At 70.8% G+C, this 19,182-nt stretch carries 19 protein-coding genes; 8 read left to right on the forward strand and 11 right to left on the reverse strand.

Annotated elements, in window-relative coordinates:
* Positions 1 to 222: 222 nt before the first annotated feature.
* A complete protein-coding gene (locus ACIQ8J_RS20025) occupies positions 223 to 1,194 on the reverse strand; it encodes a tetratricopeptide repeat protein (protein ID WP_403272879.1) in 972 nt (323 codons plus the stop codon).
* Positions 1,195 to 1,489: 295 nt separating this feature from the next.
* Here ACIQ8J_RS20025 and ACIQ8J_RS20030 point away from each other — a divergent pair, with 295 nt between their 5' ends.
* Positions 1,490 to 2,125 carry a TetR/AcrR family transcriptional regulator gene (locus ACIQ8J_RS20030; RefSeq protein WP_403272877.1) on the forward strand — a complete coding sequence of 212 codons (636 nt, stop codon included), beginning with the start codon at positions 1,490 to 1,492 and terminating at the stop codon, positions 2,123 to 2,125.
* Positions 2,126 to 2,144: 19 nt separating this feature from the next.
* Here the strand turns inward: ACIQ8J_RS20030 and ACIQ8J_RS20035 are convergent, their stop codons facing one another.
* The gene (locus ACIQ8J_RS20035) at positions 2,145 to 3,140 is read right to left on the reverse strand and encodes a GDP-mannose 4,6-dehydratase (protein WP_403272876.1); all 996 of its coding nucleotides are present in this window, start codon (positions 3,138 to 3,140) and stop codon (positions 2,145 to 2,147) included.
* Complete coding sequence (locus ACIQ8J_RS20040) at positions 3,137 to 4,285, reverse strand: UDP-N-acetylglucosamine--N-acetylmuramyl-(pentapeptide) pyrophosphoryl-undecaprenol N-acetylglucosamine transferase (protein WP_403272874.1); 1,149 nt, start codon at positions 4,283 to 4,285, stop codon at positions 3,137 to 3,139. The genes ACIQ8J_RS20035 and ACIQ8J_RS20040 overlap by 4 nt, the downstream gene beginning before the upstream one ends.
* 64 nt (positions 4,286 to 4,349) lie before the next feature.
* Here ACIQ8J_RS20040 and ACIQ8J_RS20045 point away from each other — a divergent pair, with 64 nt between their 5' ends.
* Positions 4,350 to 5,045 carry a response regulator transcription factor gene (locus ACIQ8J_RS20045; RefSeq protein WP_403272873.1) on the forward strand — a complete coding sequence of 232 codons (696 nt, stop codon included), beginning with the start codon at positions 4,350 to 4,352 and terminating at the stop codon, positions 5,043 to 5,045.
* Entirely contained in the window at positions 5,042 to 6,430 is a 1,389-nt protein-coding gene (locus ACIQ8J_RS20050) for a sensor histidine kinase (RefSeq protein ID WP_403272871.1), read from the forward strand. The genes ACIQ8J_RS20045 and ACIQ8J_RS20050 overlap by 4 nt, the downstream gene beginning before the upstream one ends.
* Positions 6,431 to 6,469: 39 nt before the next feature.
* Here ACIQ8J_RS20050 and ACIQ8J_RS20055 read toward each other — a convergent pair whose 3' ends face one another.
* The 3 genes from ACIQ8J_RS20055 to ACIQ8J_RS20065 all read right to left on the reverse strand — a co-directional run bounded on the left by ACIQ8J_RS20055 (position 6,470) and on the right by ACIQ8J_RS20065 (position 9,208).
* Positions 6,470 to 8,170: a methylmalonyl-CoA mutase gene (locus ACIQ8J_RS20055; RefSeq protein ID WP_403272869.1), complete on the reverse strand. Its 1,701-nt coding sequence runs from the start codon at positions 8,168 to 8,170 to the stop codon at positions 6,470 to 6,472.
* Positions 8,171 to 8,269: 99 nt separating this feature from the next.
* Complete coding sequence (locus tag ACIQ8J_RS20060; RefSeq protein WP_403272868.1) at positions 8,270 to 8,608, reverse strand: DUF3817 domain-containing protein; 339 nt, start codon at positions 8,606 to 8,608, stop codon at positions 8,270 to 8,272.
* Positions 8,609 to 8,698: 90 nt separating this feature from the next.
* Positions 8,699 to 9,208: a MarR family winged helix-turn-helix transcriptional regulator gene (locus ACIQ8J_RS20065; RefSeq protein WP_403272866.1), complete on the reverse strand. Its 510-nt coding sequence runs from the start codon at positions 9,206 to 9,208 to the stop codon at positions 8,699 to 8,701.
* A gap of 185 nt (positions 9,209 to 9,393) precedes the next feature.
* Here ACIQ8J_RS20065 and ACIQ8J_RS20070 point away from each other — a divergent pair, with 185 nt between their 5' ends.
* Entirely contained in the window at positions 9,394 to 10,407 is a 1,014-nt protein-coding gene (locus tag ACIQ8J_RS20070) for a glycoside hydrolase family 6 protein (protein WP_403273040.1), read from the forward strand.
* 77 nt (positions 10,408 to 10,484) lie between these two features.
* Here the strand turns inward: ACIQ8J_RS20070 and ACIQ8J_RS20075 are convergent, their stop codons facing one another.
* From ACIQ8J_RS20075 to ACIQ8J_RS20090, 4 genes are all read right to left on the reverse strand, one after another.
* Entirely contained in the window at positions 10,485 to 12,440 is a 1,956-nt protein-coding gene (locus tag ACIQ8J_RS20075) for a galactose oxidase-like domain-containing protein (RefSeq protein WP_403272865.1), read from the reverse strand.
* Positions 12,441 to 12,443: 3 nt separating this feature from the next.
* On the reverse strand, positions 12,444 to 14,204 hold the full coding sequence (locus ACIQ8J_RS20080) for a glycosyltransferase family 2 protein (protein WP_403272863.1): 1,761 nt from the start codon (positions 14,202 to 14,204) through the stop codon (positions 12,444 to 12,446).
* A gap of 218 nt (positions 14,205 to 14,422) precedes the next feature.
* Positions 14,423 to 14,716 (reverse strand): MTH1187 family thiamine-binding protein, encoded by a 294-nt coding sequence (locus ACIQ8J_RS20085; protein ID WP_365440018.1) that lies wholly within the window; start codon positions 14,714 to 14,716, stop codon positions 14,423 to 14,425.
* Entirely contained in the window at positions 14,713 to 15,057 is a 345-nt protein-coding gene (locus ACIQ8J_RS20090; protein WP_403272861.1) for a DUF3817 domain-containing protein, read from the reverse strand. Before ACIQ8J_RS20090 ends, ACIQ8J_RS20085 begins: the two co-directional genes overlap by 4 nt.
* Before the next feature lie 137 nt (positions 15,058 to 15,194).
* Here ACIQ8J_RS20090 and ACIQ8J_RS20095 point away from each other — a divergent pair, with 137 nt between their 5' ends.
* The 4 genes from ACIQ8J_RS20095 to ACIQ8J_RS20110 all read left to right on the forward strand — a co-directional run bounded on the left by ACIQ8J_RS20095 (position 15,195) and on the right by ACIQ8J_RS20110 (position 17,872).
* A complete protein-coding gene (locus tag ACIQ8J_RS20095; protein WP_403273039.1) occupies positions 15,195 to 15,827 on the forward strand; it encodes an AIM24 family protein in 633 nt (210 codons plus the stop codon).
* Positions 15,827 to 16,477: an AIM24 family protein gene (locus ACIQ8J_RS20100; RefSeq protein ID WP_403272860.1), complete on the forward strand. Its 651-nt coding sequence runs from the start codon at positions 15,827 to 15,829 to the stop codon at positions 16,475 to 16,477. The genes ACIQ8J_RS20095 and ACIQ8J_RS20100 overlap by 1 nt, the downstream gene beginning before the upstream one ends.
* Positions 16,474 to 17,250 (forward strand): AIM24 family protein, encoded by a 777-nt coding sequence (locus ACIQ8J_RS20105; protein WP_403272859.1) that lies wholly within the window; start codon positions 16,474 to 16,476, stop codon positions 17,248 to 17,250. Before ACIQ8J_RS20100 ends, ACIQ8J_RS20105 begins: the two co-directional genes overlap by 4 nt.
* Positions 17,251 to 17,395: 145 nt before the next feature.
* On the forward strand, positions 17,396 to 17,872 hold the full coding sequence (locus tag ACIQ8J_RS20110; protein WP_403272857.1) for a MarR family winged helix-turn-helix transcriptional regulator: 477 nt from the start codon (positions 17,396 to 17,398) through the stop codon (positions 17,870 to 17,872).
* A 346-nt stretch (positions 17,873 to 18,218) separates the two neighbouring features.
* Here ACIQ8J_RS20110 and meaB read toward each other — a convergent pair whose 3' ends face one another.
* Positions 18,219 to 19,178 carry a methylmalonyl Co-A mutase-associated GTPase MeaB gene (gene meaB / locus ACIQ8J_RS20115; RefSeq protein ID WP_399053605.1) on the reverse strand — a complete coding sequence of 320 codons (960 nt, stop codon included), beginning with the start codon at positions 19,176 to 19,178 and terminating at the stop codon, positions 18,219 to 18,221.
* Positions 19,179 to 19,182 lie beyond the last annotated feature (4 nt).

The raw sequence follows: 19,182 nt of genomic DNA on the forward strand, positions 1-19,182 counted from the left end.
GCAGGGTGCTGCCGAGTGACCGGACAGAGGGTGAAATCGCCGCTGAAATGCGGACGTAAGAGCCAGCTCAACTTACTGGAAGTAACAGCGGCCGCGTTTACCAAGTTTTGGTAAAACGCGGCCGCCTCTTGTCTCTCTGTCGCCAAATCGTCCGTCGCACACCGTGCGCGGCACTCAGTTGGTGACAGTTCGATGAACGCCCGGGGGTGCCCGGAAGGACGCCTAGAAGAGCACCCTCGCCAGCGCGGTTCGCGCCGCCGTGACCCGCGGGTCGTCCCCGCCGATCACCTCGAAAAGCTCCAGGAGACGGACCCGCGCGGCATCGCGGTCGTCACCGAACGTGCGCCGCACGGTCTCGATGAGCCGGCCGAAGGCGTCCTCGACATGACCGCCGACCAGATCGAGATCGGCCGCCGTGATCTGCGCCCCCACATCGGCGGGCTTCTCGGCGGCGTCCCTGCGGACCTGCTGGGGGTCGAGCCCCTGGACGCGCTGGAGCAGCTCGGCCTGCGCGAGACCGAGCTTGGCCTCGGGGTTGCCCGGGTCGTCGCTCAGTACGTTCCGGTACGCCTGGACCGCGCCGGGCAGATCGCCCGAGTCCAGGGCGACCACGGCCGCTTCGAGCAGTGCGTCGTACGGGCCCACCGGAGTCGGCGCATCGGCGGCGGCCGGGGCCGCGGCGTCCTGGTCGACCGGGATGCCGGTCAGGCCGAAGCGCTCCTCGGCGACCTGCACCAGCTGGTCGAGGGTCTCGCGGATCTGCGCCTCCGGGGCGGCGCCCTGGAAGAGCGGCAGCGCCTGACCGGCGACGACCGCGAAGACGGCCGGGATCCCCTGGATCCCGAACTGCTGCATCAGCATCTGGTTGGCGTCGACGTCGATCTTCGCGAGGAGGAAGCGGCCGTTGTACTCGACGGCGAGGCGTTCGAGCAGCGGACCGAGCTGCTTGCAGGGCTCGCACCACTCGGCCCAGAAGTCGATGACGACCGGCACCTCGGTGGAGCGCTGCAGGATGTCGCGCTCGAAGGTGGCCTCGTCGGCGTCGAAGACGAGGGCTGACGGCGCGACGGCCGGGGTTCCCCCGTGCCGGGCGGCCTCGGCTCGCGCCTGCTCCGCCTTGGCCTTGGCCTCGCCGGCCGCCTTCACCGCGGCGAGGTCGACGACGCCGCTCATGGACATGTTCCTAGGCTGCATGCGTACATCCTCCCCCTTCCGCGCACGACTGTGGTGAACCGGTGGCAGGATCCGGGCCCGCCCCCTGCCTCCCGCCGGATTGCGAGACATGGACAAACCCGGACAGGCCGCGGATCTTCTCTTGCGGCACCCGGGTCCCCACCTGGGCGCCTGTGACATGTGGTTGTCGCGGAAGGCCGCTCAAGGCTTTCGCTACGAGCCGTAGCGTAACTGCTGCGACCCCCGCGCACACGGTGATCTCGCCCACACGACGGGCCCCCTGGCGCGATTGCTACCGGCCGGTATGGTCGCCGTCATGCCTTCTTCATCCAGTGGCGGGAGACCGTCCTGTACGAGTCGTACGGGCCGGCCCCGCAGCGCCGAGGCCGACGCGGCGATCCTGCTGGCGACCCGGGAGGCGCTGGTGGACCTCGGCTGGTCGAAGCTGACGATGGGGGACGTGGCGACCCGGGCCGGGGTCGCCAAGACGACGCTCTACCGGCGCTGGGCCGGCAAGAACGAGCTCGTCGTGGACGCGGTCGCGGTCCTCTTCGACGAGCTCGAACTCCCGGACCTGGGCAGCCTGGTGGCCGATGTGGAGGGTGTCGTCCTCCAGTTCGCGGCGCTCCTGGAGCGCCCCGAGACGAAGACCGCGCTCATGGCGGTGGTGGCCGAGTCCACCCGGGACGACGCGCTGCGCGGCCGGATCAGGTCGGCCATCGTCGACCGCCAGAAGCGGCTGGTTCTGATCGGCCGCGAACGCGCCCAGGTCCGTGGTGAACTCCCCTACGAGGCCGACCCCGAGCTGTCCGCCCGCCACGCCGACCTCATCTTCGACGTGGTGGCGGGGGCGGTGGTGCACCGGGCGCTGGTCAGCGCCGAGCCCGTGGACGCGGAGTGGGCCCGCGACTTCACGCTGCTGATCTGCTCGGGCCTGGCCGCGACGGCCTGAGGCCCGGACCGGAGGGCGGTCAGACCTGGTAGCGGGTCGGCGCGAACAGCGACAGGTTCTCCTCGACCCATCGCGACGTCAGCTTCAGGCCTTCCTCCAGGGAGACTTCCGGCTCCCAGCCCGCCCACTCGCGCGCCCGCGCGTTGTCGGAAAGCAGCCGCTCCACCTCGCTGCCCGAGGGGCGAAGCCGCGCCGGGTCGATCACGACCGAGGCCTCGCGCCCCGACGCCGCGATGAGCGCCTCGGCGAGATCCCCGATCGCGATCTCGCGCCCCGTCCCCAGGTTCACCACCTGCCCGAGCGCACGGTCGCACTCGGCCACCGCGAGGAAGCCCCGCGCGGTGTCGGCGACGTAGGTGAAATCACGCGTGGGAGTGAGCGAGCCAAGCTTGATCTCCCGTACACCCGCGTGCAGTTGGGCCAGAATCGTGGGGATCACGGCCCGCGCGGACTGCCGGGGGCCGTAGGTGTTGAAGGGGCGCACGACCGTCACGGGGAGCTCGAAGGCGTGCCAGTGCGAGAGCGCCATCATGTCGGCGCCTATCTTCGAGGCGGAGTACGGCGACTGCGGCTGGAGCGGGTGGTCCTCGCTGATCGGGGCGGTCAGGGCGGTGCCGTACACCTCGCTCGTGGAGGTGTGGACGAGTCGGCGCACGGAGTGGCGGCGGCAGGCCTCCGCCACGTTCTCCGTGCCGACCACGTTCGTCTGGACGTAGGCGCCCGGCGAGTCGTAGCTGTACGGGATGCCGATGAGGGCCGCGAGGTGGAACACGGTGTCGCAGCCGGCCACGGCGTCCGAGACCCGGCCCGCGTCGCGCACGTCCCCGGCGATCATCTCGACGGCCGGGTGCCCGATGAGGTGGGCCAGGTGGCCCTTCTCCGCGTACGGCTTGTAGTGCACGAACGCCCTGACGTTCGCGCCGAGTTCGACGAGCTGGTCGACCAGCGTCGAGCCGATGAAGCCCTCGGCTCCGGTGACGAGGACGGTGCGGTTCTTCCACGGGGAGGTGATCATGCGGCGTAGTACTCCTTGGCGTGCGAGGTGGGGTGGGAGGCGAGTTCGAGGACCCTGGCGGCCAGCAGGTCAGCGGCCCGCGCGTGGTTGCCGGGGTCGGCGGCGCCGCTCATCGCGGCGAGCCGGGCCGGGTCGGCGAGGAGCGGTTCGATGAGGGCGGCCAGGCGGAACGCGGTGGTCTCGGCGTCAGGGACGAGCAGTCCGGCGCCCGCGTCGGACAGGACCCGCGCGTTGTGCGTCTGGTGGTCGCCGGGCGCGTGCGGATAGGGCACGAGGACGGCGGGCACGCCGGTGGCGGCGAGTTCGGCGACCGTCGCCGATCCGGCCCGGCACACGACCAGGTCGGCGGCGGCGTACACCAGGTCCATCCGGTCGAGGTAGGGCACGGCCCGCGCGCCCGGCAGGCCGGCCAACTGCCGCTCGGTGTCGGCCAGTGCGGCCGGTCCGGTCTTGATGAGCAGGTGGACGTCGGGCCGGTCCCGCCACCGTCCGGCGAGGCCGATCGCCGCCGCGGTGAGCCGGGCCGCGCCCAGGCTGCCGCCGTTGACGAGGACGAGGCGCGCCCCGGGCGGCACGCCGAGCGCGCGCCGGGCCTCGGCGCGCATCGTCGGCCGGTCGAGCGCGGCGAGCGAGGCGGCGATCGGCATGCCGGTGGTGAGGGCGTCGGCGCCGCCCGACAGATGGGCGCGGCTGCGGTCGAAGGCGACCGCGATGTGCGGGGTGAGCCGCGCCGCGAACTGGTTGGCGCGGCCCGGCACGGCGTTGGACTCGTGGATGAGGCTGGGCAGCCCGGCCATCTTGGCGCCCACGATGACGGGCGCGCTCGGGTAGCCGCCCATGCCGACCGCGACCTGGGCGCGCTGCGCCTTCAGGATGGCCCGGCACTGCGCGCCCGACTTCAGCAACGCGGCGGGCAGCAGATACCGTCTGGCGCCGAGCGAGGGGTCGAAGGGGATCATGTCGACGGTGTGCAGCCGGTACCCGGCGCCGGGTATGAGCTCGCCCTCCAGGCCCCGGGTCGTACCGACGAAGGAGACCACCGCGTCGGGGACGGCCCGGCGCAGCGCCTCGGCGAGCGCGAGCCCGGGGTAGATGTGCCCGCCGGTACCGCCCGCCCCGATCACTACTGACAATGGTGTGCGCATGGGACATGAGGGTCACGGGGCGCCCTAAGAGGGTTCTAAGAGCCGCGTTTGGCAGGCTTTGCCCATGAGCACCACGCGCGCGGTCAGAATTCTCGTCGTCGACGACGAGCCGGAGGTACGGGCGGCCGTCGAGGACGGCCTCGCGGTGGAGGGGTACGAGGTCAGGGGCGCCGCCGACGGGCTCGCGGCGCTCTCCGAGGTGGCCGGCTGGCGGCCGGACGCGATCGTCCTGGATGTGATGATGCCGGTCCTCGACGGCCTCGGGGTGTGCCGCCAACTGCGGGCGATGGGCGACCGCACCCCGGTGCTCGTGCTGACCGCGCTCGATTCGGTGAGCGAGCGGGTGGACGGCCTGGAGGCGGGCGCGGACGACTACCTGGTCAAGCCCTTCGCCCTGGACGAACTCATCGCGCGCGTACGGGCGTTGCTGCGCCGGGCGGCTCCCGATCCCGCCGAGCCGCAGGAGCTGCGGTACGCCGATCTTGTCCTGGACCCGGTCGCGCACACCGCCCGCCGGGGCGAGCGCCCGATCGACTTCACCCGCACCGAGTTCGCCCTGCTTGAACTGCTGATGCGCAACCCGGGTCAGGTACTGCCCCGGGAGCTGATCCACGAGCTGGTCTGGGGCCGCGACTTCGGCCCGGACTCCAACTCCCTTGCCGTGTACGTGGGTTACCTGCGCCGCAAACTGGAGGCGGCGGGCGAGCCGCGCCTGGTCCATACGGTGCACGGCGTCGGCTACCGCCTGGACGCCGCGTGAGCGCCCGGCGCCGGCTCGGTGCCCGCTGGCGCCGCCACCGCCCGCTGCGCACCCGGCTCACGGCGGCCGCGTCCGCCGCGGTGGCGCTGGTCGCGGTCGGCGTGTGCACGGCCGCGTTCTTCGTGATCCGCTACGAGCTGTACCACCAGCTCGATCTGAACCTGACCCAGTCCGCGACCCTGGCCACCCAGCAGAACCGGGGCGCGGCCCCCGGCGTGCTCTCCGGGGAGTGCCGCTATCTGTCCGCCCCCGCCTGCGCCCAGGTCGTGCCCGCCGACCCGGCGAAGGACCCCGGCAAGGCCTACCTCCTGCCGGTGAGCCCGCCGGTGCGCGCGGTCGCCTCCGGCGGGCGCAACCCGTACTTCACCAACATCACGCTGCCCGACGGGGAGCCCGCGCGGATGCTGACCACCACCTTCGGCGGCGGCAAGTCGCTCCAGGTGGCGCTGCGTTCGGACGCCGTACGCAAGGGGGTGGGCCAGGCGGCCTGGCTGCTGAGCGGGGTCGGTGCGACCGGCGTGCTGCTCGCCGCCGCCCTTGGCTACTGGGTGTCGCGCACGGGGCTCGCCCCCGTGGCCCGGCTCACCGCGACGGCCGAGCACATCGCGGCCACCCGCGACCCGAGCCACCGCATCGAGCTGCCCCCGGGTCCGCCCGACAAGGAGGACGAGGTGACGCGGCTCGCGGCGTCCTTCAACACCATGCTGGCCGAGCTGGAGCAGTCCGTGACCGCCCAGCGCCGGCTGGTCGCCGACGCCTCCCACGAGCTGCGCACCCCGCTCACCGCCCTGCGTACCAACGCCGAACTGCTCGCCCGCGCGGACCGGTTGACGGAGACCCAGCGCAACCGGGCTGCCACCGCGCTCGGCCGCCAGATCAGAGAGGTGTCCGTGATGGTCAACGATCTGATCGACCTGGCCAGGGACGAGGAGCCGACCCCGCTCCTGGAGGAGGTCCGGCTCGCCCCGCTGCTCGCGCACACCGTGGACACGGCCCGCGCGCACTGGCCCGCGACCCCGTTCCAGCTGGACCTGAGCGACGCGTCGGCGACCCTGCCCGGCGTCCCGGCGCGCCTGGCCCGCCTCATCTCCAACCTCCTGGACAACGCCGCCAAGTTCAGCCCGCCCGGCGCTCCCGTCGAAGTCGCCCTGTCCTCGGGCGAGTTGACGGTACGGGACCACGGGCCCGGCATCGCGGAGGCCGATCTGCCGCATGTCTTCGACCGCTTCTACCGCGCCGAACAGGCCCGCGCGCTGCCCGGCTCGGGCCTGGGCCTCGCGATGGCCCGCCAGATCGCCCGCGCGCACGGGGCGGAACTGACGGCGGAACGGGCCGCGGGCGGCGGCGCCCTGTTCCGCCTGGCCCTGCCTACGGGGGCGGCCTGAAGGGGCGCGGGGGAAGCCGCCCCTCTTCGAACCGAGCGCTCAGAAACCGGGCGGCTCCGTGTACGTGCCCCATTCCTCGCGCAGCACCCCGCAGATCTCGCCCAGCGTGGCCTCCGCGCGCACCGCGTCCAGCATCGGCGCGATCATGTTCGAGCCGTCGCGGGCCGCGGCCAGCATCGCGTCCAGGGCTGCGCGCACCGCGGTGTCGTCGCGGCGCGCCTTGCGGTCGGCGAGGATGCGCACCTGCTCGCGCTCCACCTCGTGGCTCACCCGGAGTATCTCCAGGTCGCCGGTGACCGAGCCGTGGTGGCAGTTGACGCCGACGACCCGCTTGTCGCCCTTCTCCAGGGACTGCTGGTAACGGAAGGCCGACTCGGCGATCTCGCCGGTGAACCAGCCGTCCTCGATGCCGCGCAGGATGCCGGAGGTGATCGGCCCGATCGGGTGCTGCCCGTCCGGATGCGCCCTCGTCCCCCGCTCCTTTATCTGGTCGAAGATCTTCTCGGCGTCGGCCTCGATGCGGTCGGTGAGCTGCTCGATGTACCAGGAGCCGCCGAGCGGGTCCGCCACGTTGGCGACGCCCGTCTCCTCCATCAGGACCTGCTGGGTGCGCAGCGCGATCTCGGCGGCCTGCTCGGACGGGAGCGCGAGCGTCTCGTCGAGGGCGTTGGTGTGCAGCGAGTTGGTGCCGCCGAGCACCGCGGCGAGCGCCTCGACAGCCGTGCGTACGACGTTGTTGTACGGCTGCTGCGCGGTCAGCGAGACCCCGGCGGTCTGGGTGTGGAAGCGCAGCCACTGCGCCTTGTCGGACTGCGCCCCGTACACCTCCTTCATCCAGCGGGCCCAAATGCGGCGCGCCGCGCGGAACTTGGCGATCTCCTCGAAGAAGTCGACGTGCGCGTCGAAGAAGAACGAGAGCCCGGGGGCGAACACGTCCACGTCCAGACCGCGGCTCAGGCCCAGTTCCACGTAGCCGAAGCCGTCGGCCAGCGTGTACGCCAGCTCCTGCGCGGCCGTCGCCCCCGCCTCGCGGATGTGGTATCCGGAGACCGAGAGGGGCTTGTACGCGGGGATCCCGGCGGCGCAGTGCTCCATCAGGTCGCCGATCAGCCGCAGATGGGGCTCCGGCTGGAACAGCCACTCCTTCTGCGCGATGTACTCCTTGAAGATGTCCGTCTGGAGCGTGCCGTTGAGGACGCCGGGGTCGACGCCCTGGCGCTCGGCGGCCACCAGGTACATGCAGAAGACGGGTACGGCGGGGCCGCTGATCGTCATCGAGGTGGTGACATCGCCGAGCGGGATGCCCTGGAAGAGGACCTCCATGTCGGCGGCCGAGTCGATGGCGACGCCGCAGTGGCCGACCTCGCCGAGCGAGCGGGGATCGTCGGAGTCGCGGCCCATGAGGGTGGGCATGTCGAAGGCGACGGAGAGCCCGCCGCCGCCGGCGGCCAGGATCATCTTGTAGCGCTCGTTGGTCTGCTCGGCGTTGCCGAACCCGGCGAACTGCCGGATCGTCCACGTGCGGCCCCGGTAGCCGGTCGGGTACAGGCCGCGGGTGTAGGGGTACTCCCCGGGCCAGCCGATCCGCTCGAACCCGTCGTACGTATCGCCGGGCCGGGGGCCGTACGCGGGGTCGACGGGGTCCCCGGAGAGCGTGGTGAAGTCCGCGTCGCGCTTGCGGGCCTTGTCGTAACGGGCCTGCCAGCGACGGCGGCCCTCCTCGATCGCGTCAGCGTCCATGGTTCAAATTTACTTGGACGTCCTACTAAATGTCGATGGGCGACCGCCGCGCATCGCTTGCGCGGCGGTGGGGTTGACCACAGGCCCCTAGGGCACGCCCTACGCGCTGGCGCCGGCCGGGACCTCGTCCGCGACCTTGGCCTCCAGCTCCTTGGAGACCTTGCGCTCGACGAAGAAGGCGGCGGTGGGGATCGTGCCGGCGATCAGCACCCACAGCTGCTTGCCGACCGGCCACTTCGCCTTGGAGCCCAGGTCGAAGGCGAAGACGAGGTAGATCACGTACAGCCAGCCGTGCGCGATGCCCACGATCTTCGTGAAGTCGGCGGCGCCGTTCATGTCGAGGATGTACTTGGCGATCACGCCCAGGGTCAGCAGGACCAGCAGCACGCCGGTGACGTAGGCCATCACGCGGTACCGGGTCAGCACGCTCTTTTTCATGCGGTCGAGCGTAACGGGACGCATGGGGCGATCTTCGCGCGGGTGGCGCCTGCGGCGGCCCTACAAGGGTGGGGGTGGGAAAGGCACCCCCTAGCTCTGCTCGAAGTCCTCGGCGGCCACTCGCAGCGGGCGCAGCATCGCGAAGATCTCGCCGCACTCCTCCGCGTCGTACACCCCGAGGCCGAAGTCCATCGCCATCAGGTCGCGGGTCGCGTCCTCCACCACCTCGCGGCCCTTGTCCGTGATGGACGCCAGCGTGCCGCGGCCGTCGTTCGGGTTGGGGCGCTTGTCCACGAGGCCCGACCTCACGAGGCGGTCCACCGTGTTGGTGACCGACGTCGGGTGGACCATCAGCCGCTCGCCGATCTTGGACATCGGCAGCTCGCCCGCCTTGGAGAAGGTGAGCAGGACCAGCGCCTCGTACCGCGCGAAGGTCAGTCCGTACGGCTTCACCACCGCGTCGACCTCCGCGAGCAGGATCTGGTGCGCCCGCATGATCGAGGTGATCGCCCCCATCGAGGGCACGGGACCCCAGCGCTGCTGCCAGAGTTCGTCGGCTCGGGCGATGGGATCGAAGGGGAGGCTGAGCGGCTTGGGCACGCGTCGACCTTACCCACTGGTCACATGCCGGTCAGCCCCGTCTCGCAGTTCGGTCCCCGGGCGTGCGCGGCACGGCCACCGCGCACGCCGCCCGGCATGGCGCTCCCCCACGCAGAGTGACCGCTATGTCACGATTGCCCGGTCCCGTAGAGGCCGTAGAGATCCTTGCCACCCAGGGGAACTGGATGTCCCGGTACCGCACCCTCCTCGCCGCCGCCCTGCTCACCGCCGTCGCCGGCTGCTCCTGGGGCGCCGCGCGCGATGAAGCCGCCGTGGTCCAGGGCCGCCCCAGGGTCGAGGCCGCCCCGGTGGTGGCGCCCGGCTCGCCGTTCTGGGTCGACCCGGAGAGCGATGCCGCCCGGCAGATCAAGATCTGGGAGGGCCAGGGCCGCAAGGCCGACGCCCAGGTGCTGCGCCGGATCGCCGAGCGGCCGGTCGCCACCTGGCCGTCCGATCAGAACCCGGGGCCCGACATCCGCAAGGCCGTCGCCGGCGCCGCCAGGGAGCAGCGGACCGCGCTGTTCGTGGCGTACAACATTCCGCACCGCGACTGCGGGATGTACTCGGCAGGCGGGGCGAAGGGCGTCGAGGGCTACCGCAGCTGGTACGGAATGTTCGCGGAGGCGATCGGCGACGCGCAGGCCGTCGTCGTCCTGGAGCCGGACGCGGTGGCCCACATGATCGACGGGTGTACGACGCCCGACCGCCACGCCGAGCGCTACCAGCTCCTGAACGAGGCGATCTCGCAGCTCAAGCAGTTGCCGAACACCAAGGTCTACCTCGACGCGGGCAACCCCTCCTGGATCCCCGACCCGCACAGCCTGGTCGAGCCCCTCAGGCGGGCCGGCATCGACAAGGCGGACGGCTTCGCGCTGAACGTCTCCAACTTCCAGACCGACGCCGCCGTACGGGCGTACGGGATGAGGGTGTCGCGGGAGCTCGGCGGCAAGCACTTCGTCATGGACACCAGCCGCAACGGCGAGGGGCCGCTGAAGGACGACCGCAACCAGTCCTGGTGCAACCCGCCGGGGCGGTCGCTCGGCACCCCGCCGTCGCTGACCACCGGGGATCCGCTCATCGACGCGTTCCTGTGGATCAAGCGGCCGGGGGATTCCGACGGGCCCTGCCGCGGCGGCCCGTCCGCGGGGACGTGGTGGCCGGATTACGCCCTGGGTCTTGCCAGGCGTGCGCGGGGTTGACGCGAGGCTTCCGGGGCGCCGCCCCCGGCCCTCCGCTCCTCGACCGCCGCAGGGGCTGCACGGCTCTTGACCGGTACTCAGTCGATCCGCAGCCACTTCGCCTCCGACGGGGTGCCCTCCTGGTCCGTCACGAAGAGCATGTACCAGCCCGGCGGGACCAGGGCCCGGTCCTTCGGGACGGTGACCGTGACCGAGTTCCTGTCCTTCGTCAGGCCCACGTCGATCGAGCGCTGCTCCACGTCCGTGGTGTGGGTCACCGCGCTCGGCCGCATCAGGCGGGCCTTCACGATGCGCTCGGGGTGGTCGGACTTGAACGTCGCCCGGCCGTCGCCCGCGGCCACCTCGGGGCCGTCGCCGAGCGCCGGGCGCTTGCTCTTGTCCCGGTAGAGGTACGGCGGGGTGTAGACCTCCATGCGCTGCTCGAACTTGCCGAGCTTGGTGTTGTCCTTGTCGCCGAAGAGCGAGTCGGAGCCGAAGGTGGCGACCCGGCCGTCGGGCAGCAGCAGCGCCTCGGAGTGGTAGTTGCGGCCGACCATGGGGTCCGCCGCCTCCCGGAAGGCGTTCGCCTTGGGGTCGTAGAACTGCGCCTTCAGGATGTTCGAGCTGCCCCGGCCCCGGTAGTCCTCGGATCCGCCGCTGGTGAAGACCGAGTCGTCGGGCATGATGACACTGTTCAAGTACCGGGTGCCCTGCGGGAGTTCGGGTCCGGACTGGAAGGCGGGGCTGTCCTGCTTCAGGTCCACCACGGCGGTGCGCGGCGTGGACTTCTTCGACTCGCCCACCCCGCCGCCGCCAAGCAGCATGAACCGCTGGTCCTGGGCCGGGGGCAGCAGGAGTGAACTGGCCGTCTCCAGCTGGTCGGTGGCGCTCAGGCCGCCGATCTTGGTGAAGGTGTTCTTCTCCACGTCCCAAAGCCCCGGCTCGCGGCCCTTGTCGGCGGGCCCGTACCCGGCGTTGGCCCCCGAGTAGAAGAGCTTGCCGCTCTTGGTCAGGAACAGCGAGGGGTAGGTCGGGAAGTAGCGGAAGGGGCCCTGGGACCACTTCTTCGTCTTCGGGTCGTAGATCTCGTTGTCGCCCGCGAGGATGGCGCCCACGTCGTCGAGTCCGGAGACCGCGAGGACCCTGCCGTCCTGGAGCGTGGTGAGCGTCGGGTACCAGCGGGCCTCCTTCATCGGGGCCACGGGTATGTACTTCTCGGCCTTCGGGTCGAATTCGTACGCCGCCCTGATGCCCTGGAAGTCCTGCTTGTCCAGGGTGAGCTTCTCGGCGAGCCCGTACACGTTGCCGGCGTCGGCGCCCGTGAGGCCCTCGATCTCGTACTGGGCCCGGTCGGTGGCGACCGAGCGGGGGCCCTCGGCGGCGGCCTCCACGAAGACCCGCGCCTCGGCGGCGGTGACCTTCGTGTTCCAGGGCTTCATCTGGCCGGTCGCGTCGTACGAGACCTCGAACTCGCGCTTGGCGCGCGGCACCGTGACGTCGAACCTGGACACGTACTCCATGCCCGAAGCGGAGCGGAACTTGGTGCCCTTCTTGATGGTGACGGCCTTCTCCGGGTTCTCGTTCTTGACCCGCATGCCGCCGCCGGCCCGCTTCACCGCGTCGTCGAGGACCTCGTAGCGGGCGGTGCCGCCGGCCACCAGGAGCTTGCCGTCGGGGAGTTGGGCGTGGCCGCCGCAGAAGAAGTCCTCGGGGGTGGGGATCTTCTTGAAGGAGTTGTCCTTCGGGTCCCACAGCACGGTGTCGAAGGTGCCCGCGTCGAAGTGGTCCTGCTTGTTGCCGGAGCCCGCGATGATCAGCACCTTGCCGGTGTGCAGCAGCGCCGCGTGGATCGCGTTGGTCCGGTACTCCTTCGGGATGTCGACGCCGTGCCAGGCGCCGTACTTCGCCATGTACTCGGGCTGGGCGATCTCGTACGCGTGGTACTGCTCGGTGGCGAAGGAGACCGCGGCGGGTGCGTTCAGTCCCGCCAGGACCACGACGGCGCCGCCGCCGAGCAGGGTCTTCTTCGTCCGCTTCGAGGGCCGGTAGGCCATGGCTCAGTTACCTCCGGTCGTCCTGGCGATGGCGGGCTCCGCCTCGCCGGCGGGCTTCGTCGTGGCACTCCGGGCGGCGGTGCGGGCCGCGCCGCGCTCCCGGGCCGAGGTCCAGGCCCAGATCGCCGCCGGGGCGAGCGCGATGCACAGGCCGAGCACGGCCCAGGTGCGCATGGCGGCGTGGGTGTGGTGGTAGTGGACGGAGGCGATCAGCGAGGCGGTCAGGAGGCCCGCCCAGAACAGGTGGATGCGGAAGGTCCACAGCCGGTCGGGGCTGGCCTGGCCGCCCTTGGGGGTGACGACGAAGTGGCCGGGGGTGCGCAGCACGGCCGAGCCGAGCGACTTGAGGTAGATGGGCGCCGAGAGCGCCGACATGCCCATCCCGGCGAGCCCGCCCGAGCCCTCCGGTTCGTGCGGGGAGACGTTGTGCCGCCGGTTCCACAGGTACAGGCCGATCTGCAGGGCCGCCGCGTCGCTGTAGAGCATCAGCCAGACGGAGGCGGTGACCTGGGTGCCGGACGCGCCGAACCAGAGGAAGAGCACGCAACTGACCATGCCGAGCAGCCAGTTGACGGCCGTCATCGGGTAGTAGACGAGCATCAGGGTGTACGAGAGCAGCCGGCCGGGCGGCATGCTGAAGGGCGCCTTCCAGTACTGCTTGAACAGCGTCTCGTAGGTGCCGCGCGACCAGCGCATCTGCTGGGTGAAGAAGTCGGTCCAGGAGGCCGGGCCCTCGCCGACGGCCAGCACGTCGGGGGTGTACACGGAGCGCCAGTGGCGGCCGGTCCGCGGGTTCTTGTGCCGGTGCAGCTCGAAGCCGGTGGCCATGTCCTCGGTGATCGAGTCGTACAGGCCGCCGATCTGCCGCAGCGCCGCGATCCGCACGACGTTGTTGGTGCCGACGAACATGGGCGCCCGGTAGCGGTTGCCGGCCCGCTGGATCAGCGCGTGGAAGAGGAACTGCTGGGACTCCGCGGCCTTGGTGACGGGCGAGCTGTAGTTCCCGTACACCTGCGGGCCGACGACGAAGGCGACGTCGGGGTCGCGGAAGTAACCCATCATCCGCTCCAGGAAGTTGGGGAGCGGGGCGTGGTCGGTGTCGACGGAGGCGAAGAAGTCGTAGCCGCCGCCGTGCATCGCGATCCAGGCGTTGTAATTGCCGTGCTTGGTACGGGCCTTGTGGACGCCCTTCTTGCGGTTCCACTCGGGGACGCCCTTGCGGGTGAAGTGGCGCACCCCCAGCTCCGCGCAGAGCGCCCTGGCCTGCTCGTCGTCGCCCTCGTCCAGGAGCCAGACGTCCAGCGGCCCGGCGTGGGTGAGCCGGGCGGCGGCCTCCAGGGTGCCCCGCACCATGGCCATGGGTTCCTTGCCCGGCACGTACGTGGTGAGGAAGGCGACCCGGGTGCCGTCTTCGGGGGTGACCGGGACGGGGTCGCGGGCGACCATCGTGGCGTGGGCGACCGAGGCGACGTTGACGACCATGAACAGCTCGATGAGCCCGATCGAGATCAGCATCGCGATGTCGAGGTTCACCAGCCAGCGGTCGCCCCCCTCGCGCTCGACCCAGTGGGTGGGCCAGACCAGATAGACGAGCAGCAGGCCGGTGAGTATCGGCGCCAGGGTCATCAGGAGGACGGCTCGTATGCGGTGCGGCTCCCGGGAGAGCAGGCTCCGGTACTGCACCCGGTAGGGCGAGCCGCCGGGCTCCGTGAGCAGTCCGGCTAGCCGGCTGTGGGTCTCGTAGTCGTAGCCCTCCGGTCGCACGGTGCCCTCCAGCTGATCATCGAGCAGGGGTTTCGAACTGGTTCGATATCCCCACAAAAGTGGAGATTTCCCGGCGTGTCGACTGGAGTACTCCGAGTGAGCGGTTCTAGATTGAACGGCTTCCCGCGCGGGCAGGCCGGCTGCCCCTCATCTCGTACGCCGCAGACGCGAAAGAGCCCCCGGCCGAGGAAGCGGCCGGGGGCTCTCGTGCGGGCGCGTTACGCGGACAGGTGGCGCTCCACCGTCTCGACCTTGGACGTCAGGCCGTCCGTGACGCCGGGGCGGATGTCCGCCTTGAGGACCAGCGAGACCCGGTTCGAGCGGGCCTCGACGGCGGCGACGGCGCGCTTCACGACGTCCATCACCTCGTCCCACTCACCCTCGATGGACGTGAACATGGCGTCCGTGCGGTTGGGCAGCCCCGACTCGCGGACCACGCGCACCGCGTCGGCGACGTACTCCCCCACGTCCTCGCCGACCCCGAGCGGGCTGACCGAGAAGGCGACGATCACGCGTTCACCACCCCTTCCTTGCGGGCCCGGGTGGCGATCACCGCGTCGTCCAGCTCGCGGCGGATCCTGCGCTCGGCGAAGAAGCCGCCGAAGGGCAGGACGGCGAGCACGAAGTACCCGGCGGCGGTCTTCTTCGCCCACTTCGTACGGTTCCAGGCGTCCAGCCAGAAGAGCACGTACACCGTGAACAGGATGCCGTGGACCATGCCCATCACCATGACCCCGTCGAACGAGGTGGTGCGCTTGAGCACCGAGCAGACCAGCAGGATCGGGAACGAGATGGCCTCGGGGAGCGAGACCAGTCGGAGTCGATGCAGGGCGGAGGCTGTCTTGATGTCCACGTGTGGGGCACCTTCGCTGGGAGGGAGCGGGCGGCTGTGATCGTTTGTGAACGGATGCACAAACGGCTCCCCATTCTGACACCGCACCGTTGCCCCTGTTGGGGCGGGGCCCCGGCGGCTAACGTCGGGCCGTGGCAATGTTCCGACTCCAGGGCAGCAAGATGCTTGCCGTAGACATGACAGGCGACGCCGTCAAGGCGAAGAACGGCTCGATGGTCGCCTACGACGGCCAGATGGCGTTCAAGAAGATGTCCGGCGGCGGTGAGGGCCTGCGCGGCATGGTGACCCGCCGGCTGACCGGCGAGCAGATGACCGTGATGGAGGTGAAGGGGCACGGCACGTGCTACTTCGCCGACCGCGCGAGCGAGATCAACCTCGTGAACCTCGGCGGGGACAAGCTCTTCGTCGAGGCGAGCAACCTGCTCGCCACCGACGCCGCGCTGCGCACCGGCACCACGTTCACCGGCCTGCGCGGCGCCAGCCAGGGCAACGGCCTGTTCACCACGACGATCGAGGGCCACGGCCAGGCCGCGATCATGTCGGACGGCCCCGCCGTGGTGCTCCGGGTCACCGCCCAGTACCCGCTGTCGGTGGACCCCGGGGCGTACATCGCGCACCAGGGCAACCTCCAGCAGCACTTCCAGTCCGGGGTGACCTTCCGCACCTTCATCGGCGAGGGCTCGGGCGAGGCCTTCCAGATCCGGTTCGAGGGCGAGGGCCTGGTGTACGTGCAGCCGAGCGAGCGCAACACGATCGGCGGGGACGTCTGATGCCCTTCCGCGAGATCAACTCGAAGATGGTCGAGGCGACGCTGAGCCCCGGTCGGAAGATGTTCAGCCAGCGCGGCGCGATGCTCGCGTACAAGGGCGAGGTGTCCTTCACGCCCAACATCCAGGGCGGCCAGGGCGGCCTCATGTCGATGATCGGCCGCCGGGTCGCCAACGAGGCGACGCCGCTGATGACCGTAGAGGGCAGCGGCACGGTGATGTTCGGCCACGGCGGCCACCACATCCAGGTCATCAACCTCCAGGGCGACACCCTGTACGTCGAGGCCGACCGCCTGCTCGCCTTCGACGGCACCCTCCAGCAGGGCACGATGTTCATGGGCTCGCAGGGCGGGGTCATGGGCATGGTGCGCGGCCAGGTGACCGGCCAGGGCCTGTTCACCACAACTCTCAAGGGACACGGGGCAGTTGCGGTGATGGCGCACGGCGGAGTGATCGAGCTGCCGATCACCCCGCAGCGCCCGGTCCACGTCGACCCGCAGGCGTATGTCGCCCACCACGGCGACGTACGCAACAAGCTCTCGGCCGCGCTGGGCTGGCGCGACATGGTGGGCCGGGGCTCCGGCGAGGCCTTCCAGCTCGAACTGTCCGGCAATGGCGCGGTGTACGTGCAGGCCTCGGAGGAGAAGCTGTGAGCGCGCCCGTGATCTTCGATCCGTACTCGCTGCCGACGGACGACAACGTCAACAAGTACACCTTCTGCGTGGAGCTCAAATCGAGCCAGTGGTTCCTGCAGAAGGGCAAGATGATCGCCTATTACGGGCGCATCGAGTTCAACGGCATCGGCCACGGCCGGCTCGACCGGCTGCTGCGCACCAGCTTCCACTCTCCGCTGCACGCCAGTGACTGGGTGGTGGCGGACGGCAGCGGCAAGATGCTGCTCGCGGACCGCGCCTTCGACGTGAACAGTTACGACCTGGACGACGGCAATCTGACGATCCGGTCCGGCAACCTCCTCGCCTACCAGCCGTCCCTCGCGCTGAAGCAGTCGATCGTGCCGGGCTTCCTGACGCTGATCGGCACCGGGAAGTTCGTGGCCGCCTCCAACGGCCCGGTCGTCTTCATGGAGCCTCCCGTCCGGGTGGATCCGCAGGCGCTCGTAGGCTGGGCGGACTGTCCCTCGCCCTGCCACCACTACGACCACGGCTACATGACCGGCCTGCTGGGCGGAATCCGGTCACTTACCGGGCTCGGGGGAACCTCCGGCGAGGAGCATCAGTTCGAGTTCGTGGGGGCGGGCACGGTGCTGCTCCAGTCCACCGAGGTGCTGATGCCGGAGCAGTCGACCGGGCAGGTGGACGCCGAGCCCGGAGTGCCGGGCGGCGGTCAGGGCGGGCAGGGTCAGGCGGGCGCGGTACCGCGTCTTCCCGGCCAGCTCGGGGACCTGCAGCGTCGCTTCGGGCTGTGAGCGGTAGTCTGCGGAGTGTGACGTCGAACGTCTGAGCCCGTGCGGGCCCGGTCGGGGCCCGCACGAAGTGGCGCGACCGCATCGCGTGCCAGGCGTCACATCCGACACTTGGTTCAGAATTCAACTTCTTAGGTAGAATCCACATATGGAGACCGAGACGGCCACGAACTGGCTGAGCGATGACGAGCAGTGTGCCTGGCGCACCTATCTGGACGTCAACAGGATGCTGACGTACCAGATGGAGAAGGATCTGCAGCCGTTCGGCCTGACCAACAACGACTACGAGATCCTGGTGAACCTCTCGGAGTCGGCCGACAAGCGGATGCGGATGAGCGACCTCGCGGCCGCCACCCTGCAGTCCAAGAGCCGGCTCTCGCACCAGATCACCCGCATGGAGAACGCGGGCCTGGTCCGGCGCGAGAACTGCGAGTCCGACCGGCGCGGACTCTTCGCCGTCCTCACCGAGCACGGCGCGCAGACCATGGAGCAGGTCGCCCCCCACCATGTGGCCTCCGTACGCCGCCACTTCATCGACCTGCTGTCGAGCGAGGCTCTCGCGGATCTACGCGGGTCACTGACCCCGGTCGCGGAACACCTGCGCGGCCACCGCGGGAAGCTCTGACGGCCAGCGCGGAACCGAGGACGGGGACGCCGGCCAGCACGAAGCAGAGCGCGAGCGGGACGACGCCGTAGGAGAGCCTGCCGAGCAGTCCGGCGCCGAAGGCGCGGCAGGCGTGGGGGGTCCGCAGAACCGCGGCATACGAAGACATGGGAATTCCTCACGGTGGGCGTACGAGCGGGAACGCGAAACGGCGCCGTGAGGAGGTCGTCTCAACTCACGGCACCGACGCCCGCGTTACGCACACAGAAGGAACATGCGGTCCAAGGCAGCAGCGCGCCCAAAAGCCAGCTCCTCCGGCGTTTGGGGAGCGGGGCTTGGGGCGGAGCCCCGACGGCCGCAGCCGCGGTCAGGCCTGTTCTGTCAGGCCCGCCACCAACTCGTCCGCCGCCGCGTACGGGTCCAGCTCGCCGTCCACGATGCGTGCGGCCAGCGCGTCCAGGCGGCGGTCGCCGTGCAGGGAGCCGATGCGTTCGCGCAGGGCGGTCACCGCGATCGTCTCGACCTCGCGGGCCGCGCGGGCGCGGCGGCGCTCCGCGAGGACGCCGTGTTCGGCCATCCACGCGTGGTGCTTCTCCAGCGCCTCCACGACCTCGTCGATGCCCTCGCCGCGCGCCGCCACCGTCTTGACGATGGGCGGGCGCCAGTCGCCGGGGCCGCGGGATTCGCCCAGGCCCAGCATGTGGTTGAGCTCGCGGGCGGTGGCGTCCGCGCCGTCCCGGTCCGCCTTGTTGACGACGTACACGTCGCCGATCTCCAGGATGCCCGCCTTCGCCGCCTGGATGCCGTCGCCCATGCCCGGGGCGAGCAGCACGACCGAGGTGTCGGCCTGCGAGGCGATCTCGACCTCGGACTGTCCGACGCCCACCGTCTCGACCAGGATCACCTCACAGCCCGCCGCGTCCAGCACCCGGATCGCCTGCGGCGCGGACCAGGCCAGTCCACCCAGGTGGCCCCGGGTCGCCATCGAGCGGATGTAGACGCCGGGGTCGGAGGCGTGCTCCGACATCCGGACCCGGTCGCCGAGCAGCGCGCCGCCCGAGAACGGCGAGGACGGGTCGACGGCAAGGACGCCGACCCGCTTCCCGGCCCGCCGGTACGCCGTGACCAGCGCGGAGGTGGACGTCGACTTGCCGACACCCGGCGAGCCCGTGAGTCCCACGACGTACGCGCCGCCCGCGAGCGGGGCCAGCGCCGCCATGACCTCGCGCAGTTGCGGGGACGCCCCCTCGACCAGCGAGATCAGCCGGGCGACGGCCCGGGGCCGGCCTTCCCGCGCCTGGGCCACCAGTTCGGGGACGTCCACCATTGCC

The organism is Streptomyces sp. NPDC094147, assembly GCF_044764265.1.
Lineage (GTDB): Bacteria > Actinomycetota > Actinomycetes > Streptomycetales > Streptomycetaceae > Streptomyces.

Bases quoted from the DNA above. Each gene is read 5' to 3' on its own strand.
- ACIQ8J_RS20025 (WP_403272879.1), bottom strand. From the start codon at position 1,194: ATGCAGCCTAGGAACATGTCCATGAGCGGCGTCGTCGACCTCGCCGCG.
- ACIQ8J_RS20030 (WP_403272877.1), top strand. From the start codon at position 1,490: ATGCCTTCTTCATCCAGTGGCGGGAGACCGTCCTGTACGAGTCGTACG.
- ACIQ8J_RS20035 (WP_403272876.1), bottom strand. From the start codon at position 3,140: ATGATCACCTCCCCGTGGAAGAACCGCACCGTCCTCGTCACCGGAGCC.
- ACIQ8J_RS20040 (WP_403272874.1), bottom strand. From the start codon at position 4,285: ATGCGCACACCATTGTCAGTAGTGATCGGGGCGGGCGGTACCGGCGGG.
- ACIQ8J_RS20045 (WP_403272873.1), top strand. From the start codon at position 4,350: ATGAGCACCACGCGCGCGGTCAGAATTCTCGTCGTCGACGACGAGCCG.
- ACIQ8J_RS20055 (WP_403272869.1), bottom strand. From the start codon at position 8,170: ATGGACGCTGACGCGATCGAGGAGGGCCGCCGTCGCTGGCAGGCCCGT.
- ACIQ8J_RS20060 (WP_403272868.1), bottom strand. From the start codon at position 8,608: ATGAAAAAGAGCGTGCTGACCCGGTACCGCGTGATGGCCTACGTCACC.
- ACIQ8J_RS20070 (WP_403273040.1), top strand. From the start codon at position 9,394: ATGTCCCGGTACCGCACCCTCCTCGCCGCCGCCCTGCTCACCGCCGTC.
- ACIQ8J_RS20075 (WP_403272865.1), bottom strand. From the start codon at position 12,440: ATGGCCTACCGGCCCTCGAAGCGGACGAAGAAGACCCTGCTCGGCGGC.
- ACIQ8J_RS20095 (WP_403273039.1), top strand. From the start codon at position 15,195: ATGTTCCGACTCCAGGGCAGCAAGATGCTTGCCGTAGACATGACAGGC.
- ACIQ8J_RS20100 (WP_403272860.1), top strand. From the start codon at position 15,827: ATGCCCTTCCGCGAGATCAACTCGAAGATGGTCGAGGCGACGCTGAGC.
- ACIQ8J_RS20110 (WP_403272857.1), top strand. From the start codon at position 17,396: ATGGAGACCGAGACGGCCACGAACTGGCTGAGCGATGACGAGCAGTGT.
- meaB (WP_399053605.1), bottom strand. From the start codon at position 19,178: ATGGTGGACGTCCCCGAACTGGTGGCCCAGGCGCGGGAAGGCCGGCCC.